Source organism: Halorubrum sp. SP3 (genome assembly GCF_005435195.1).
Classification (GTDB): Archaea; Halobacteriota; Halobacteria; order Halobacteriales; family Haloferacaceae; genus Halorubrum; species Halorubrum sodomense.
Map to the genome: position 1 here is coordinate 107,747 of NZ_SGTU01000003.1, position 17,065 is coordinate 124,811.

General features: G+C 69.6%; 18 protein-coding genes. 13 read left to right on the forward strand and 5 right to left on the reverse strand.

Features of this window, described 5'->3' with window-relative positions:
• Positions 1-46 precede the first annotated feature (46 nt).
• From EXE42_RS03285 to EXE42_RS03300, 4 genes are all read left to right on the forward strand, one after another.
• Complete coding sequence (locus tag EXE42_RS03285) at positions 47-1,186, forward strand: DUF3179 domain-containing protein (RefSeq protein WP_137705883.1); 1,140 nt, start codon at positions 47-49, stop codon at positions 1,184-1,186.
• On the forward strand, positions 1,183-1,785 hold the full coding sequence (locus EXE42_RS03290) for a hypothetical protein (RefSeq protein WP_137705884.1): 603 nt from the start codon (positions 1,183-1,185) through the stop codon (positions 1,783-1,785). The genes EXE42_RS03285 and EXE42_RS03290 overlap by 4 nt, the downstream gene beginning before the upstream one ends.
• Before the next feature lie 138 nt (positions 1,786-1,923).
• A complete protein-coding gene (locus EXE42_RS03295) occupies positions 1,924-2,712 on the forward strand; it encodes a DUF547 domain-containing protein (protein WP_137705885.1) in 789 nt (262 codons plus the stop codon).
• Complete coding sequence (locus tag EXE42_RS03300; protein WP_092923402.1) at positions 2,709-2,939, forward strand: hypothetical protein; 231 nt, start codon at positions 2,709-2,711, stop codon at positions 2,937-2,939. The genes EXE42_RS03295 and EXE42_RS03300 overlap by 4 nt, the downstream gene beginning before the upstream one ends.
• Before the next feature lie 32 nt (positions 2,940-2,971).
• Here EXE42_RS03300 and EXE42_RS03305 read toward each other — a convergent pair whose 3' ends face one another.
• A complete protein-coding gene (locus EXE42_RS03305) occupies positions 2,972-3,757 on the reverse strand; it encodes a TSUP family transporter (RefSeq protein ID WP_092923405.1) in 786 nt (261 codons plus the stop codon).
• A 270-nt stretch (positions 3,758-4,027) separates the two neighbouring features.
• On the opposite strand from EXE42_RS03305, the gene EXE42_RS03310 reads away from it, so the two are divergent.
• The 5 genes from EXE42_RS03310 (at position 4,028) to EXE42_RS03330 (ending at position 9,268) form a co-directional block, all read left to right on the forward strand.
• A complete protein-coding gene (locus tag EXE42_RS03310) occupies positions 4,028-5,485 on the forward strand; it encodes a dihydrolipoyl dehydrogenase (protein WP_137705935.1) in 1,458 nt (485 codons plus the stop codon).
• An 81-nt stretch (positions 5,486-5,566) separates the two neighbouring features.
• A complete protein-coding gene (locus EXE42_RS03315) occupies positions 5,567-6,130 on the forward strand; it encodes a hypothetical protein (protein WP_137705886.1) in 564 nt (187 codons plus the stop codon).
• Positions 6,131-6,231: 101 nt separating this feature from the next.
• Positions 6,232-6,588, forward strand: coding sequence for a DsrE family protein (locus EXE42_RS03320; RefSeq protein WP_137705887.1), 357 nt, complete (start codon positions 6,232-6,234; stop codon positions 6,586-6,588).
• Positions 6,589-6,656: 68 nt separating this feature from the next.
• The gene (locus EXE42_RS03325) at positions 6,657-7,397 is read left to right on the forward strand and encodes an NAD(P)H-hydrate epimerase (RefSeq protein WP_137694756.1); all 741 of its coding nucleotides are present in this window, start codon (positions 6,657-6,659) and stop codon (positions 7,395-7,397) included.
• A gap of 179 nt (positions 7,398-7,576) precedes the next feature.
• Positions 7,577-9,268 carry a glutamate synthase-related protein gene (locus tag EXE42_RS03330; protein WP_137705888.1) on the forward strand — a complete coding sequence of 564 codons (1,692 nt, stop codon included), beginning with the start codon at positions 7,577-7,579 and terminating at the stop codon, positions 9,266-9,268.
• Between the two features lie 45 nt (positions 9,269-9,313).
• Here the strand turns inward: EXE42_RS03330 and EXE42_RS03335 are convergent, their stop codons facing one another.
• Positions 9,314-10,288 (reverse strand): DUF3179 domain-containing (seleno)protein, encoded by a 975-nt coding sequence (locus EXE42_RS03335; protein WP_092923420.1) that lies wholly within the window; start codon positions 10,286-10,288, stop codon positions 9,314-9,316.
• 103 nt (positions 10,289-10,391) lie between these two features.
• Between EXE42_RS03335 and EXE42_RS03340 the strand changes: the two genes are divergently transcribed.
• Positions 10,392-10,913: a cupin domain-containing protein gene (locus EXE42_RS03340; protein ID WP_092923423.1), complete on the forward strand. Its 522-nt coding sequence runs from the start codon at positions 10,392-10,394 to the stop codon at positions 10,911-10,913.
• Positions 10,914-10,917: 4 nt separating this feature from the next.
• Entirely contained in the window at positions 10,918-12,198 is a 1,281-nt protein-coding gene (locus EXE42_RS03345; protein ID WP_137705889.1) for a M20 family metallopeptidase, read from the forward strand.
• A 6-nt stretch (positions 12,199-12,204) separates the two neighbouring features.
• Here the strand turns inward: EXE42_RS03345 and EXE42_RS03350 are convergent, their stop codons facing one another.
• Complete coding sequence (locus EXE42_RS03350) at positions 12,205-13,236, reverse strand: NAD(P)/FAD-dependent oxidoreductase (RefSeq protein WP_092923431.1); 1,032 nt, start codon at positions 13,234-13,236, stop codon at positions 12,205-12,207.
• A 108-nt stretch (positions 13,237-13,344) separates the two neighbouring features.
• Positions 13,345-13,722, reverse strand: a complete 378-nt coding sequence (locus EXE42_RS03355; protein WP_137694754.1) for a hypothetical protein — start codon at positions 13,720-13,722, stop codon at positions 13,345-13,347.
• A gap of 375 nt (positions 13,723-14,097) precedes the next feature.
• Between EXE42_RS03355 and EXE42_RS03360 the strand changes: the two genes are divergently transcribed.
• Entirely contained in the window at positions 14,098-14,424 is a 327-nt protein-coding gene (locus tag EXE42_RS03360) for a hypothetical protein (protein ID WP_092923437.1), read from the forward strand.
• 56 nt (positions 14,425-14,480) lie between these two features.
• Here the strand turns inward: EXE42_RS03360 and EXE42_RS03365 are convergent, their stop codons facing one another.
• Positions 14,481-14,825: a co-chaperone YbbN gene (locus tag EXE42_RS03365; protein WP_092923440.1), complete on the reverse strand. Its 345-nt coding sequence runs from the start codon at positions 14,823-14,825 to the stop codon at positions 14,481-14,483.
• Between the two features lie 159 nt (positions 14,826-14,984).
• Here EXE42_RS03365 and EXE42_RS03370 point away from each other — a divergent pair, with 159 nt between their 5' ends.
• Positions 14,985-17,039 (forward strand): glycoside hydrolase family 15 protein, encoded by a 2,055-nt coding sequence (locus EXE42_RS03370; protein WP_137705890.1) that lies wholly within the window; start codon positions 14,985-14,987, stop codon positions 17,037-17,039.
• The last annotated feature ends 26 nt before the right edge of the window (positions 17,040-17,065 follow it).

The window sequence follows — 17,065 nt, forward strand, 5'->3', positions numbered from 1 at the left end:
CGCACGATCTGAACGCTGTTAACATCCGTTGACCCCGACTCATTGTATGGTACAGATTGGCAGACGGTCCCTCCTCGGCGCCCTCGGGGTCGGGATGTCGTCGGTTTCGGGGTGTCTCGGCTCCTCCGACGCCGGCGCCGAATCGGGGTCGATCGACGGCGGCTCCGACGGATCGACCGGTTCGGTTGCCGAGGGGCCACCGACGGTCGAGCGGTCGCTCCCGGCGGCGTACACCGCCGAGGAGCTCGCGGCGGCGAGCCGGTCCGGCGGGCCGCCGCCCGACGGCATTCCCGCGATCGAGGACCCGCAGTTCGCCGAGGCGACGGACCCGCCGGCGTTGCTCGACGACGGCGATCCGGTGTTCGGCGTCGTCCTCGACGGCGAGGCGAAGGCGTACCCGCAGTCCGTCCTCGTGTGGCACGAGATCGCCAACGACGTTATCGCCGGGACGCCCGTCTCCGTGACGTACTGTCCGCTCACCGGCACCGCACAGGGCTTCCACCGCGGGGAGACGACGTTCGGGGTCTCGGGACAGCTGATCAACGCGAACCTCGTCATGTTCGACCGGGCGACGGGGGCCCGGTGGCCGCAGATGCTCGCGACGCGGATCACCGGCGACGACCCCGGAGACCACCTGAAGGAGTTCCGGGTCGTCTGGACGACCTGGGAGCGGTGGCGGTCGGCTCACCCCGAGACGGTCGTGCTCACCGACGACACCGGATTCGCCCGGAATTACGGGAGCGATCCGTACGGCGGGTACAACCCCCGGAGCGGGTACTACGCCGATGGCTCCCTCCTGTTTCCGCCGCTCGCGGAGGACGACCGGCTCGCCCCGAAGACCGTCGTGATCGGGATGCGGTCGGCGAACGGCGCCGTCGCCGTCCGCAAGGAGACGCTCCGCGAAGAGCGGATCATCGAGTTCGACCTCGACGCCGTCCGCCACGCGGCCGTCTACGACGGATCGCTCGACACCGGGTACGTGTACCGGGCCAGAGACGGCGCCGAGAGCGACGGGACCGACGGTGCCGACCTCGAAACCGCGACGCTCTCGTGGGAGGACGGAGACGTCGTCGTCGACGGTTCCGTTCACGCTCCCGACTCGCTGCCGTTCGAGCGGGAGATCGCCTTCGACGCCATGTGGTTCGCTTGGTACGGCTACTACCCCATGACCGACCTCCACCGATGACCGCTCGCGGCGCACGTGCGACGGTTTCCGGTGTCCTCGGGGACGTCGACGGGGCGGTGCGACTGGCTCTCGGCCGCCGCGATAGCGCGGCGGTCGTCGCCGCCGTGACGGTCGGCTACCTGCTGGCGTACCTCTGGGCGACGGGCGATCTGTCCCTTCGCACGGGGGTCGCTCCCGGCGTACTCGTGATCGACGACCCGCTCGGTCGCCTGTTCGCCCGGACCGGGCCGGCGTCGTTCGGCGCGATCGCCACGGTCGACACCGGCGTCGTTCGGCTACTGCTCTCACCGGTCGACGTCGCGATCGGCGCCGTCGTCGCCGGGCTCGTCGGGATCAACCTCGGGACGACGTATCTCGCGGTTCGGCGGCCCGCGGAATGCGGGATCGGAGCCGTTTCGGGCCTGCTCGCGTCCGTTCCCGCCCTCCTCTCCGGGACGGTCTGTTGCGGCCCGGTCGTGCTGCTCGCGGTCGGCGTCCAGGCGACCGCCGTCGTCCTGACGGCGTTCGTCTGGCTGTTACCGATCGGGATCGCGCTGCTCCTCGCCAGCCTCGCGTACGTCGCGACGAAGATCGATCCGGGGCGGCCGATCGAACCTTGATCACCGATCGGGTCCGGGACGACCGAGAGAGTCGCTCATGGACGGGGTAGACGAGGCCACGGCATAACGCCGGGTCGGTCTGGCGCCTCGCGCACCAGACCGCGTCACCTATTCGCACGGGGTGATCGATGTCCGTTCATGGTCGCTCCAGAGTCGACGCCCGCACCGGACTCCGACCGGTCGCCACCTGACGACTCCGACTCTGCGTCCGCCGCCGCCCCCGCTCTCGTCGCGGACTCGCAGCGGTTCCTCCGCGCGGTCCGAACTCCCGACGACCGCGGGCCCGCGCTCGATACCGTCAGAAACCGGATCGCGGACGCCTCGCCCGACGAACTGGACGCGCTCGCACCCGACGAGCGGATCGCGTTCTGGCTCAACGTCTACAACGCCGCGACGGGGGCCGCGCTGCTCGCTGACCCGGACCGCTTCGAGGAGCTTCGTCGGCTCTTCGGCGAGCCGATCGTCACCGTCGCCGGGACTGAGCTGAGCCTCGATCAGATAGAACACGGGATTCTCCGCGGCTCGCAGTGGAAGTACGGGCTGGGCTACGTCCCGAATCCCTTCCCCTCGGCGTTCGTCCGGCGGCACCGGGTCGCCGACCCCGACGCGCGCGTCCACTTCGCGCTCAACTGCGGCGCGGCCTCCTGTCCCGCGGTCGCCGCGTACGACGCGACCGACGTAGACGACCAGCTCGACCGCGCCGCCGGCTCGTATCTGCGAAGCGAGACGGTCGTCGAGGAGGGGACCGCCCGCGTGCCGCGCCTCCTCCTGTGGTACCGCGGCGACTTCGGCGGACGGTCGGGCATCCGCGCGCTCCTCCGCGAGCACGACGCGATCGACCCCGACGCGGTCTCACGGATACGCTACCGCGAGTACGACTGGTCGCTCGCGCTCGACGCGTTCCGGACCGAGGAGGAAGGCCGATGAGCGACGACGGCCTGCTGGAGTCGCTGTCGGTCGTCGGCCTCTTGAGCCTCTGTTGTATCGGGTTCGGCGGGGTCGCGGGCGGTGCGCTCCTCGCCGGGGGCGGCGCCTCCGCGACCGTCCTCACCACGGGCGCGTCCAGCGCTCGCGGCGCGTTGATCTCGGGCGGCGTCACGTTCGCGGCCGTGTTCGTCGCGGCCGTCGCGATCCGCTGGCGGCTTGATCGGTGAGGGGATGGAAGGCGCGGTATCGCTACCGGCGGTCAGAGGACTCCCGCGCCGCCGAGGATCAGCCGGACGCCGATGACCGTCAACAGCCCCAGGACGACCCCGCGCCGGAGGCGTTCGCTCACGCGCTCGCGGAGGCGTTTTCCGACCGCGACGCCGGCCACGGCGGGGACCGCGGCGGCGACCGACGCGAGGACGAGCCCGAGATCCGGGTACAGCCCCAGTGCCGCGGCAGCGCCGACTCGCAGGCCGTTGATGCCGACGAACACGAGCGCGACGACGCCGACGAACAGCCCGTGCGAGAGGTCGAAGCTCCGCACGTACGCGACGAGCTGGACCCCGACGTTCGTCGCGCCGAACAGGACGCCGGAGACGGCGCCGACGGTCGCCATGACGAGCGGCGTCTCGGCGACATCCGGGTCGCTCACGACCGGGAGGGACGGGAGAGCGAAGAGACGCTGATTCGCCGCGACGAACCCGAGCGAGACGAGCCCGAGCAGGACCCGGAGCGGGGCGCCCGGGATCCGGTCGAGGAGCGCCATCCCGACGACCGTTCCGACGAGCGCGGCGACGAGCAGGGGTGCGAACCGAGTTCCACACGTTCGCAGCTCCTCGCGGGTGAGGTCGCCCACGAGCGCGACGTTCACGGCGAACATCGGGACGATCATGAACGCGACGGCGGTCGCGGGATCGAGCGTCGCGGCGAGCACCATCGTCCCGACGACGGCGAAGCCGAACCCCGCGACCCCGTTGACGGCGCCCGCGACCGCGACGACGACGGCGATCGCCGCCGCCAGTTCGACCGAGAGCGCGAGCGTCATACCGCCGCGACGCGGCGAGCGGTCATAAATGACCGCTGCGCGTGCGGGACGAAAACACAGTCGGGCGGTCGGCCCGGCCCGCGCGGCCTCGGGCGGGGTCGTTTTCGGACGTGGTCGATCGCCGAGGCCGGAGCGGTGATATCCCGTCGCCGAACGGCTCGGAACCGCGAACCCGCCGCCCCGCCTCTCCCGCTGGCCTGCCCCGCGGTCGTGTGCGGCGCGTGCCACGGCGGACGGGACTTGATGACCGCGGGTCCCGTCGACCGGGACATGCAGGAGTTCGACTTCCTCGTGATCGGGTCGGGGTCGGGACTGGACGTGGCGAACGCGATGGCCGGCCGGGGGAACTCGGTCGCGGTCGTCGAGGAGGGGCGGCTCGGCGGGACGTGTCTCAACCGCGGGTGTATCCCTTCGAAACACCTGCTGTACCACGCCGACGTGATGGAGACGATCGAGGGCGCGGACGCGTTCGAGATCGACGCCGAGGTGACCGACGTCGACTTCGCGGAGATCGTCCGGAAGGTGAACGAGGACGTTTCGGGGAGCTCGGAGTCGATCCGTCGCGGGTTGGAGTCCTCGAACAGCCACGACCTGTTCTCGGGGACCGGGCGGTTCGTCGACGACCGCACGGTCGAGATCGTCGACGGCGACGACGCGGGCGCCACGCTGCGGGCCGACACCGTCCTCGTCGCGACCGGCACGCGCCCGTCGATTCCCCCGATCGACGGGATCGACGGCGTGGACTACCTCACGAGCACGGAGGCGCTGCGTCTCGAATCACCCCCGGACCGCCTCGTGATCGTCGGCGGCGGGTATATCGCGGCCGAGCTCGGTCACTTCTTCGAGACGTTCGGCACCGACGTGACGATCGTCGGCCGGCGCGAGCACCTGCTGCCGGAGGCCGACGCGCAGGTCGGGGAGGCGTTCACCGACCGCTACGCCGACCGGTTCGACGTGTACACGGGCTACGAGGCCGTCGCAGCCGAGGAAGCGGGCGGCGAGGTGACGGTCGAGGCCCGCCCGTACCCGGAGGCGGACTCGGTCCGCGCGGGCGGCGAGCCGGTCGGCGCGCCCGACGAGGCCGACGCGGTGACCGTCACCGGCGACGAACTGCTCGTCGCGGCGGGCCGCCGCCCGAACACCGACTCGCTGAACCTCGAGGCGACGGGCGTCGCGACCGACGCGGACGGCTTCGTCGAGACCGACGAGTACCTGCGGACCGACGCCGAGGGCGTGTGGGCGCTCGGCGACGTGGTCGGCGAGTACCTGTTGAAACACAGCGCGAACCACGAGGCGAAGGCCGTGATCCGGAACCTCCTCGGCGACGAGCCGGAGCCGGTCGACTACTCGGCGATGCCGTTCGCGGTGTTCGCCTCGCCCGAAGTGGCCGGCGTCGGCGCGCGCGAGCAAGACCTCCGCGAGGCCGACGTCGAGTACGCCACCAACACGTACGCGTACGACGAGACGGCCCGCGGGAGCGCGATGGGCGCCGAGGGCTTCGTGAAGGTACTCATCGACCTGGACGGCAACATCGAGGGGTGTCACGTAATCGGTCCCGAGGCGTCGAACCTGATCGAGGAGGTCGTCGTCGCGATGACCGCCGGCTCGGGGACCGTGGCGGACATCCGCGACGCGGTCCACATCCATCCCGCGCTCTCAGAAGTCGTCGATCGCGCCTTTTCCGGCCAGTTCTCCCGCGGCGACCACGACCATCACCACCACGGCTAACCGTCACGGCGACGCTGCGCCCGACCACGGCGGCTTTCCGGGCGGCCGAGGGGTTTTGTCGCTCTCCACCGAGATCCCGGTATGAGCGACCGCGGTCACCTCCTTCGGCGCCGGTTCTTAGCGGGTCTGTCGAGCGGCGGCGCGATAGCGCTGGCCGGCTGCGCCGAGAGCGACACCGGTTCCGAATCCGACACCCGGTCCGGGAACAACACCGAGAGCGACGCCGACGGCGGCGCGAGCGTCGGATCCGAATCGGAACCGCCGGCTACCGACGACCTCGACCTCGAAGAGGCGAACGTCGTCGATGTCGCGTTCGAGGCGACGGGCGGCGGCTACGCGCTCGACGTGACGCTCCATCACGACGACGAGGGCGAAGAGGGGTACGCGAACTGGTGGCAGGTCGAGCGGCTCGACGGGTCACGGCTCGGCCGCCGAGAGCTGCTCCACGCGCACTCCGAGCAACCGTTCACGCGGTCCGAGACCGTCGGTGTCCCGGCCGACGTCGACTGCGTTGTCGTTCGTGGCCACGATGCGACGCACGGCTACGGGGGTGTCGCCGCTCTCGTCTCCCTCAGCGATGGCGCGACGCGGTTCGCTGACCAAGGAGCTGCGCCGCGGTCGTTCAGCGAAGCGGACTGCCCGTAGCGCGCCCCGACGAGCCTGACAGGCTATCGCGTGTCGAGATGGCGTTCCGGATACACACCCGCGGACGGGTTTTGTACGAGTGTGTTATATAAGGGCGTACGATGGCAAAAGCAGCAATCGTGATTCTCGCCGGCAACGAATCGCACTCCGACTACGGTCGCCTCGCGAACGCGCTCGAAGCGGCCAAGGAGTTCGCCGAGAACGACGACGACGAGCTGGAACTGATCTTCGACGGCGCCGGGACCCAGTGGATCCCGGAACTGGAAGACGAGGAGAGCGACTACCACGAGCTCTACCAGGCGGTCCGCGACGACGCGGCGGTCTGTGACTACTGTTCCGGGGCGTTCGGCGTCGAGGACGCCGTGGCCGACTCCGGGCTCGTCACGCTCGACGAGTACGACGGCCACCCGAGCATCCGCTCGCTCGTCGACGACGACTACGAGATCATCACGTTCTAAGGCGCCGAAGGGACATCACACCTCCCGGACGACCTCCGTTTTTTGAATCCTGCCTCGAACGACGACGTATGGACGCGTCTGCCTTCGTCGCTCCCGACGATCGGCCCGTCACGGCGGTCACGGTCGCAGAGATGCGGGACGTCGACCGGGTCGCCGTGGAGGAGATCGGCCTCGACCTCCCCCGGATGATGGAACACGCCGGTCGAGGGCTCGTCGACGCCGTTCTCGCCGCTCGACCGACCGATCTCCCCGTCACGGTGCTCGCCGGCAACGGCGGAAACGGCGGCGGCGGACTGGCGTGTGCTCGACATCTGGCGAACCGGGACCGCCCCGTCCGGGTCGTTCTCGACCGCGCGCCGACCGGAGTCGACGGCGTCACCGCGGAACAGCTACGAATACTGAAAGCGATGGACGTACCGATCGAATGGGTCGACGCCGACGCAGACATCGACGCGGCGCTCGACGGTCTCGTCGTCGACGCGCTGATCGGCTACGGACTGACCGGGGCGCCCCGCGGCGCCGCGGCGGAACTGATCGAGGCCGTCGACGGCGCGGCGGAGACGATCGTGTCGCTCGACGTCCCCTCCGGCACAAACGCGACGACCGGAGAGGCGCCCGGGGTCGCGGTCGAACCGGACCGCACGGTCACGCTCGCGCTGCCGAAGACCGGGCTCGCGGCCGTCGGCGGTGACCTCCTACTCGTCGACCTCTCGATTCCGGCGATGGTGTACGACCGCCTCGATATTGAGTACGACAACCCGTTCGGCGACGAATTCGCCGTCCCGTTGTCGCGGACGGACGCCGAGTAGAACGGCCCGTCGGTTCACGCGGGTTACCTCGGACTCACCGGAGCGTTATACGGTTCGGTGTAGTGTGTCCGTTTATCAATGACGCCAGCGACCGGTGACGCGGCTGAACTGACGGACGCGGACGCGGGGCTAGAGGCGAGGAGAGAGCGACCCGAACCGACGAGACGGCGAACGGGCCGATGAGCGCCGAGAGCGCACGCGACCCCGAGCGGGTCGCGACGTGGAGCGACCTCGGAGACCGGGAGCCGACGCACGCCCGGGCGGCCGGCGTCGACCTCGTCGTGGTCCGGTACGACGACGAGGTGTCGGTGCTGTACGGCCGGTGTCTCCACCGCGGCGTGCTCCTCGGCGACGGCCACGTCGAAGGCGAGGACCTCATCTGCGGGGTCCACGGCTGGGACTACCGGTACGACACCGGCGTGAGCGAGTACGACAACTCGGAGCGGTTAGAGAAGTTCCCGGCATGGATCGAAGCCGACGGCGACGGCGAGGAGGCGGTGTACGTCGACGCGGCGGCGGTCGCCGAGTGGGCCGACGACCACCCGGAGCCGTACGACCTACCGGAGAACGCCGACGAGGCAGACGACGTGGACGCCGCGGTGAACCCCGAGTTCTACGGCGAACCGGAGGTCGAGACCGAGCCGCACACCCACTACATCCAGACGCTCGCCCGCGAGGGTCCGGAAGGGATCGGCGAGCACGGGAGCGTCTCCGCGATGGGCGTCCCGCGGACGGAGCTGCCGAGCTGGGACGACCTCCAGATCCTCACCGCCCAGCTCGACCGGACGCCCCTCGACGACGAGGCGCCGGTCGATTCCGGGCTCGTGATCGGCCCGAACGCCGAGAACCCGCTCGAACTGGAGATCCCGGTGTTCGTCAGCGACATGAGCTTCGGCGCGTTGAGCGAGGAGGCGAAGGTCGCGATCTCGAAGGGCGCGGACGCGGCCGGGACGGGGGTCTGCTCCGGCGAGGGGGGCATGCTCCCCGAGGAGCAGGCGGTTAATTCGCGGTACTTCTACGAGTACGCCACCGGGAAGTTCGGCTGGGACATCGAGAAGGTCGCTGACGTCCAGGCGTTCCACTTCAAGGCGGGCCAGGGCGCCAAGACCGGCACCGGCGGCCACCTCCCGGGCGAGAAGGTCCAGGGGAAGATCGCGGAGGTCCGGGACCTCGAACCGGGCACCGACGCCGTCAGCCCCGCGCGGTTCGACGACTTAGAAGCCCCAGACGACTTCGCGGCGATGGCCGACCGCGTCCGCGAGGTCGGCGGCGGCATCCCGGTCGGGTTCAAGCTCTCCGCCCAGCACATCGAGGACGACATCGATTTTGCGCTGGAGGCCGGGGCGGACTACCTGATCTTAGACGGCCGCGGCGGGGGGACGGGCGCCGCGCCGGACGTGTTCAAAGACAACATCTCGGTGCCGACGATCGCGGCGATCCCCCGGGCGCGTCGCCACCTCGACGCCCGCGGCGCCGACGACGTGACGCTGATCGCGACCGGAGGGCTTCGCACCGAGTCGGACTTCATCAAGGCGCTGGCGCTCGGCGCCGACGGCGTCGCGGTCGCGAACGCCGCGATGCAGGCGATCGGCTGTCTCGGGATGCGCGCCTGCGACTCGAACAACTGCCCGGTCGGGATCGCGACGCAGAAGGAGGGACTTCGCGACCGGCTCGTGGTCGACTCGGCCGCCGAGGGGCTCGCGAACTACTTCGCCGCGACGGTGAAGCTGATGAAGGTGATGGCCCGCGCCTGCGGCCACGACGCGCTGACCGAGTTCGAGCGCCGCGACCTGACGACGTGGAAACGGGACGTCGCCGACCTCACCGGCGTCGAGTACGGGGGCGTGGGCGCGGAGGGGCGTCGGCGGTGAACGGTCGGCTCGGCCGAGGGAGTCGGCTCGGCGAAGACCGGCGGCTCAGTCGAGCGAGTCGGGTCGGTGGAACGCGTCTGGACCGTGGTCGTCCAGCCAAGTGAACGCGTACAGTCGTCGCGCCGGAACCCAGTCGAGCCGGCGCCCGTCCGTCGCGGCGCCTGTGTGTGGATTCCACGTCGTCCCGTCGCTGACAACGCCGGCGTCGGTCATCTCGAATTCGTGACCGGGGTCCGCGTACGCGTGAATACCGTCGTCCGTCGCGAAGGCGACGACATCCCGGTGGCCGACCGTCGTCCGCGCGACGCCGCCGGCCGCCCGCACCCGCGAAAAGGCGAAGCCGACCGCGTCCTCGTCGAACTCGACGCCGACAACGACGGTTTTGGGGTCGAGGTCCGCGGGTCCGTCCCACTCCCGAGTGTCGGCCGCGCCGCGGTGTGCTGCGAGCCCGAACCCCTCGCCCGCGGCGTACGCCTCGTACGGCGACTCGGCGTAGTCGATCGGGGCGGGCTCATTGTCGTCGCTCGCGGCCTCGCTCTCTCCCCCCGGCGGGTCGAGGACGACGCCGTCCGGGTACGACTCGCGGAACTCTCGGGCAGAGAGCATTGCCGCCGGGCGGACGGACAGCGAGTCGCCCTCGAACGCACCGTCGATACACTCGCCGGTGGACTGCTTCCACTCGCTGCCGGTCTCTCGATCGTACATCACGAGGTCGTCGTCCGCGAGCTTCCCGGAGACCCCGAACTCGAGCGTCCGCCCCGCGTGGCTCCGGTCGTATAGGACCGCGCTCCCGCAGAGGGGACACCACGTCACGGCGATCGGAATGCTGCCGGACGCGCCGTCAAGGGCGTCGTTGACGATCTCGTGGAACTGGAGGTACCGCACCGGATACGCGCGCGGCGGATCTGCGTCGGTCACGGCGATGACCGCGTCGTTGGCGTCTCCGTCGTACGCGCCGCTGAACCGAGGCTCGTCGACGCTCGGAATCGCGTCTCGGGGAAGGACTCGTCGGACGTTCACGTCGGCGACTGGCGCTCGCTAGACATAACTCGGTCGTCCGCGGGTTGGGGCCGCCACCGCACAGCGCCGCGTCGCTTATTCGACTGGCCGCGCACTGGCGGGTATGAAACGCGTCCGCGTCGACGACGTGGAGAACTCGCTTCAGCCGGCCGCGGTGATGCGACCGCTCACTGACGCGCTCGGGCTGACGGACATGGCCGTGAACTACTACGAGCTCGAACCGGGCGACAGCTTCGCGTTCGCGTACCACAGCCACGAGGTCCAAGAGGAGGCGTTCTACGTCATCTCCGGCACCGCGACGTTCGAGACCGAGGAGGGGCCGGTCGAGGTGGGGAAAAACGAGATCGTGCGGTTCGACCGCGGCGAACTCCAGCGCGGCTGGAACCGCGGCGACGAGCCGGTCCGTGCGCTCGCGCTCGGCGCCCCCCTAGAGTACGGCGAGATGCCGCGGCTCCGGTACTGTCCCGACTGCGACGCCGAGCGGGACAGCGAGTTCGACCGCGTCACCGAACCGGGCGCCGACGGCGCGGCGTCGGGTCGCGAGGCTGTCGTCACCCGCTGCGCAGAGTGCGGGACCGAGACGGGGCGCTGGTACCGCGGGTCGATGGACGGAGAGGTGCCGTGAGGCGATGACGCAGCAACGCCTCCCGGACTCGGTCGAGCGATTCCTCGCCGAGAACCGGACGAACCTCGTCTCGACCGCAGAGACCCTTCTGAGCCACGACACGGCCAACCCGCCGGGTCACACCGCGACGGCGGTCTCGTGGATCGCGTCGCGGCTGGAGACGGCGGGTGTCGACTTCGAGCGGATTGCGGTCGACCCGGAGAAGCCCAATCTCGTCGCGACGCTGCCCGGAGCGTCGGACCGGACGCTGTGTTTCGTCGGCCACGTCGACACGGTCCCGTTCGACGGGACCGAGTGGTCGCGCGACCCGCTCGGCGAGCGCGAGGGCGACCGGCTCTACGGCCGCGGCGCGACGGACATGAAGGGGGCCGTCGCCGCGATGCTCCAGGTCGCGCTCGCGTACGCGGAGTCCGACGCGGCGCCGCCGGTCGACCTACGGTTCGCGTTCGTGAGCGACGAGGAGACCGGCGGCGACGCCGGCCTCCCGAGCGTCAGGGAGGCGATCGAGTTCGCTCCCGACGCCTGCGTCATCGGGGAGACGATCTCCCGGAACGGTCGCTTCGCGGTGTCGATCGCGGACCGCGGCGCTATTTGGCTGACGCTAGAGGCGACCGGCGAGGCCGCACACGGCTCGCGACCGATGCTCGGCGTCAACGCAATCGACCGACTGACGGCCGCGGTCGGCCGACTGAAACAGGAATTCGGGACGCGTGAGCTGGACGTCGCCCCGGAGATGGGGCCGATCGTCGAGGAGTCGGTCGGCTTCCACGAGGGGGAACTCGACGCCGAGACCGTCCGCGATCTGTTCCGGTACCCGACGGTCAACCTCGGCGTGATCGAGGGCGGGAGCGCGGTCAACGCCGTCCCGGCGTCGGCGCGGGCGGAGGTCGACGTGCGGCTGACCGCGACCGTCGAGACTCGTGACGCGCTCGGATCGATCCGGCGCTGTCTCGGCGGGATCGAGGGGATATCTGTCGCGGACGCCTCGTGGAGTCGCGGGAGCTACGAGCCGATCGACTCGCCGCTGGTCGAGGCGAGCGCGGCCGCGGCGGGGGCCGCCGTCGACGAGCGGATCTACCGTCGGAGCGCGACCGGCGGCGGCGACGCGAAGGACCTGCGCCACGACGGCATTCCGACCGTGGAGTTCGGCTTCGGAACGGACACCGCCCACGCGGTCGACGAGTACACGACCGTCGACGCGCTCGCGCGGAACGCCGAGGCGTACGCGCGGCTGGTGGGGGAATACGCCGCGCGGGTGGGAGACGGCGACAGTACCGACCGCTGATCGGTCCTACTCGTCGCCGTACGTGTGGAAGTCGACCGCCTGTTCGAGCAGCTCGTCCGGAATTCCCGGGACCTCCTCGTCGCGAACGGGGCCGGCCTCCCGCAGCGCCTCTGGGGTCCGCGGGAACTCCCGGAGCGCGAAGTGGATCGAGATGCCCGCCTTCGCGCCGTCGGCGAGCGCGATCGGGAGCTGATTGTGGCCCGGCGTCACGTCGCCGACCGCGTAGACGCCGTCGACCGACGTCTCGCCGTGGTCGCCGACGTCGACGGTCCCGTCGTCGTTGAGGTCGCAGCCTAGCTCGCGGGCGAGCCCGTTGTTGTACTCGGAGCCGTACATCGCGAACCCGCCCTTGTACTCGCGGGTCGTCCCGTCCTCGAACTCCAGCGCCTTCAGCCAGCCGTCCTCGCCGTTCTGGACGCCGGAGACGTCCGCGTGAATCACGTCGATCGGGTGGTCGTCGAGCATCGTGGCGGTGTCGTCGCTCCACTCCGGCTCGTGGCCTCGCGTGAGGATGTCGACGTCGTCGGTGAAGTTGAGCATGATCCCGGCGACGTGAGCGGTGCTCTCGGCGTGCCCCATCACGTACACCGGCTTGTCGACGAACATGTGCGCGTCGCAGTGCAGGCAGTAGTGGAGCCCGCGTCCCGTCCGCGGCAGCGGCGGATCGGGGCGCACGTCGTTGAAGCCCGTCGCGAGGACGACGGCGTCGGTCTCGTACACCGCACTGTTCCCCTCTAGCGCGATGCGGTCGTCGTCGTCGCCTGCCCGATTACACGACGCGATCACGTCGCGGTGGAGGTCGCAGCCGTACTCTTCTAGCTGTTCCTTCCCGACCCCGAGCAGCTCGTTCCCGCTCGTCTCCTCTCGCGTGCCGATCAGGTTGTGGACCTCCTGCATCATCGCTGCGCGACCGCCGCCGCGGTCGACCAAAGCGGTCCGGTGACCTAATCGGGTGCTGTACAAAGCCGCGGTCTGGCCGGCGGGACCGCCGCCCACGACGACCACGTCGTACGACTCCGTCGGTAAATCCGCTGACATACGGCTCTCGTCGCGCGGGAGGAACAAAAGCGTGCGTTGTTGCCGAACCGCACAGACGCCGATCAATTATAACCGGCCGACGCTTCCGCCGTCCGGTCGCCCGCCCCGCTATTCCCGGTACGCGCAGTGGAACCCGGCGGCATGCCGGTAGAACGTCGGGATCACCGTCCCGCGTAGGTCTGCGTCGGGTTCGTCCGCGAACTCCGCTCCAACCCAGGCGCGGGCGTCGTCGACCGCGGCCGCGACGTGCGGCGGGAGCTCGTAGGCGTCGGTTGCGGTGAGGTATGCCCGCGTGAACGCGTCCGCGAGGCGGTCGAGGAACCGCTCCGTCGGCTCGAACGCGTCCCGGTCGTCGGCGACCAGTCGGTAGTAGGTGCGCCGGATCAGTTCTGACCCGTCATCGATTCCGTGGTCGTCAAATGACCCCGTCGTCGTACAGTCGTCGGTCCCGTCGTCTCTGTTCGCGTGGTCTATGCTCTCGTCCATACGAATGAAGACGTGCGGTTACTATAAGTAACCATAACGGGCGTGTGCCTCTGTCGCACACGCGAGTCGATCTCATTCACGAAGCGTGTCACACACCGCTGGAAAAGCCGTCGTCCCCGCCGTAATCCCGTGATCGATACGAGAAACTCGCTCGCACCGAGAGCGACGTCGACGAGCCGTCGCAGTTCACCGCCTCTCAGTCAAAAGAAACCCGGTGAGAACGCGAGGTATTGTCGAGAATTGCTAACTTTTGTGTAGGAGCCGTCCCGAGCCTGAACAATGAGGCTTCGTGGCCGTCCGACCTCGTTCTGACTCCTACTTCTACTGCTTGGACAGCTATCGGTTCGCGCGCTCGCCGGTGGCACAGCGCTACTCGTGACCCCGTCCGGCGAACTCGTGGGACCGCCGACCGGACCGCTCGACAACGCACCGATCGAGAACTTTCTCCTTCCCGGTTTCGTGTTGCGTCTGGTGTTCGGTCTGGTGTCATCGATCGTCTGTTACAAGCTCTACACGCGGCGACGGTGGGCCCGGCCGGGAGCGATCGGCGTCGCGCTGGCGCTCCTCGTCTGGGTGGCCGTCGAGGTCTCCGTCGGGTTCACCCGACCGACAGTCTCCCTGAACGTTGCGACTGCGATCGGTGTCGCGGGGGCCGCTCTATCCTCGGCAGTTCGTGCCGATCAATGGAACGAGAGCGCGTAGGCCTTTGCGGTCTCTCCGCTGCCGTCCAGCACGGTCGGTCCGGTGACCTCCAGTCCTCACTCCAACGCGGCCCGGATCTCGTCGGCGCCCGTGACGCCGACGAACCGCTCGACCTCCTCGCCGCCGCGGTAGACCGCGACCGTGGGGATCGACCGGACGCCCGCCTCCGCGGCGAGCCCGTTGTATTCGTCAGTGTCGACGCCGAGGACCGGGGCGTCGATCGTCCCGGACAACTCCTCGAGGATGGGCGTTTGCTGCTTACAGGGGCCGCACCAGTCCGCGAAGTAGTCGACGACGACCTGATCGTTCTCCGCGATCGCCTCGTCGAACGACTCGGTGCTCTCCACGTCGATGATCCCGCCGACCTGTGCGTCGTCGCTGGAAGCCGCGTCGGATGACATACCCGAACGGAGGGCTCGAAACGGGATATTCTTTCCCGAACCGCGCGGTAAGCGGGTTACCCTCGGCTCACCGCGAGACGCGCTCGCCCTTCCGTGTCGAATGGTAACGCGGACACATTTTCGCCTCGTCCTTATCCGCTCGTCGGCCGTCTATCGGCCATGCCAGTCGAGTCGAACGCGCCATCGGTACCGAGCGACAAGGACGCGATCCTCAGCGCGCCGCGCGAGGAGGGTGCGAACGTGCTGCTGACCGCGAACCGATACGACGACCCCGACCGCGGCCGTCACGGGGCGATCATCGAGGAGACCTCGGCGTTCCGTTCGGACATCGAGCTGTTCTACGACCTCCACGCGCTCGCGTGGAACGCCGACGAGGGGCACACGCTGGACGCCCGCGACGACGCCGTCGAGAGTGACGTCTCGTACGCTTCGAGCAAAGTCCCGGAGATCACTCTCGAGAATCGCTTCGACGAGGAGGGATCGACCGGGACGCTCACGCAGCGCGTCGTCGCGAGCGTCGACACCTGCGGCCTGCTGATCGAGACCGACGCCGAGTTCGAAACCGTCGCGGAGCGGACGTTCTACACCGTCGCCGACCTCGGGATCCACGGCCACGATCACGAGGACCCGAACGCGGTCCAGGAGGCGTACGTCACGGAGCGCGACGGCGCGGAGCTGGTGGTCGCGACCGACGGCGACCGGTGGCTGGCGTTCGCACAGGACCGCGACGGGGATCGCGAGTTTGACGGCCGCCGGATCGGCCACACGGGCGTCGCGGCGGGGCCGGACCGGAGCGCATGGGCCGATATCTACGAGGGCAACGACGGGTTCGTCGACGATGCCGAGCGCGGCGAAGGGAACCTCGACGCGGGCGTCGGGCTGTACGTCGGCGAGACGGACGCCGCGTCGTGGCTCACGGGCGTCGGCTTCGGCTACGGCGAAGACGCTGCGGTCGAGCACGCCCTCCGACTCCTCGACCGCGGCTACGAGTCGGAGCGGGAATCGTTCGCGACGGCGTGGAAGGAGTGGCACGAGACGGTCTCGGACGGCCCGACCGACGACCCCGCGGTCAACGGCCTGTACGAGCGGTCGCTGACGGCGATGAAGTGCGCTCAGGACGGCTGTTGCGGGGTCATCGCGGGCGCGTTCAAGCCGAGCGACATGACGTACAAGTTCATCTGGCCGCGCGATCAGGTGATCATCACCCAGGCGCTGATCGCGGCCGGAGCCGAGCGCGAGGCGCGACTCGCGCTCCGGTGGTTCGACGAGAACCAGATCACCGGCGACGTCGTCGACGACCGGGGGATCGACCGACACGGGACGTGGTGGCAGAACTACTACGTGACGGGCGAGGCCCACTGGCGGGCGCTCCAGCTCGACCAGGTCGGCGGCCCGATATACGCACACTGGCTCGTCTGGCGGGAGACGGGCGACGACGACCTCCTCGACGAGCATTACGACATGTCACGCCGCGCCGCCGAGTTCCTGCTCTCGTACGACAACGGCTACGGCTTCCCGGAGAAGCACCAAGACCCGTGGGAGGAAATTTGGGGCCACAGCACGGAGGGCACCGCGGCCGCGATCGCGGGGCTGCGCGCCATGAGCGAACTCGCCGACGCGCGCGACGACGAGGCATTCGCAGCGGAGTGTAGCGAGCAGGCGGCGGTGTGGGCGGATAACTTCGAAAAGTACTGTTTCAAATCCACGCCGTACGGCGACGCCCTCGTCACGGCGGACAGCCCGGAGACGCCGTCCGACCCGTCGGCGGACGCTCGGCCCGACGCGGCGGCGTTCATGGCCGTCTGGCCCTGGAACGTCGTCGATGGGGACGGCGACGCCGTCGCCGCGACGCTCGCCGCCGCTGACGACGAGGCGTGGGTCGCAGGCGATTCCCCCTGTCTCGGCCGGTACCCCGGGGACCGTTACACTCCGACTGGCACCGTCGAGGACGGCGGCTGGCCGCTCTGTGAGGCGTACGCCGATACCGCGCGCTGGCTCGGCGGGAGCGATCCCGACGCGGTCGCGGACCACGTGTTCGAGGACGCCCGCGAGTGGACGACGACCGCCGGGCTCCTGCCCGAGCGCGTCGACGGAAGCGGCCGGGTCAGGTGGAACTCGAACCTCCAATGGAGTCAGGCGACGTACCTGCTCCTCGTCGAGAACCACGTCCGCGACGAGGCGTTCGGACTGGCGCCCGACGGTGGAACTGACTGAGTGATAGCAGGCGTCGGAACGCTCCG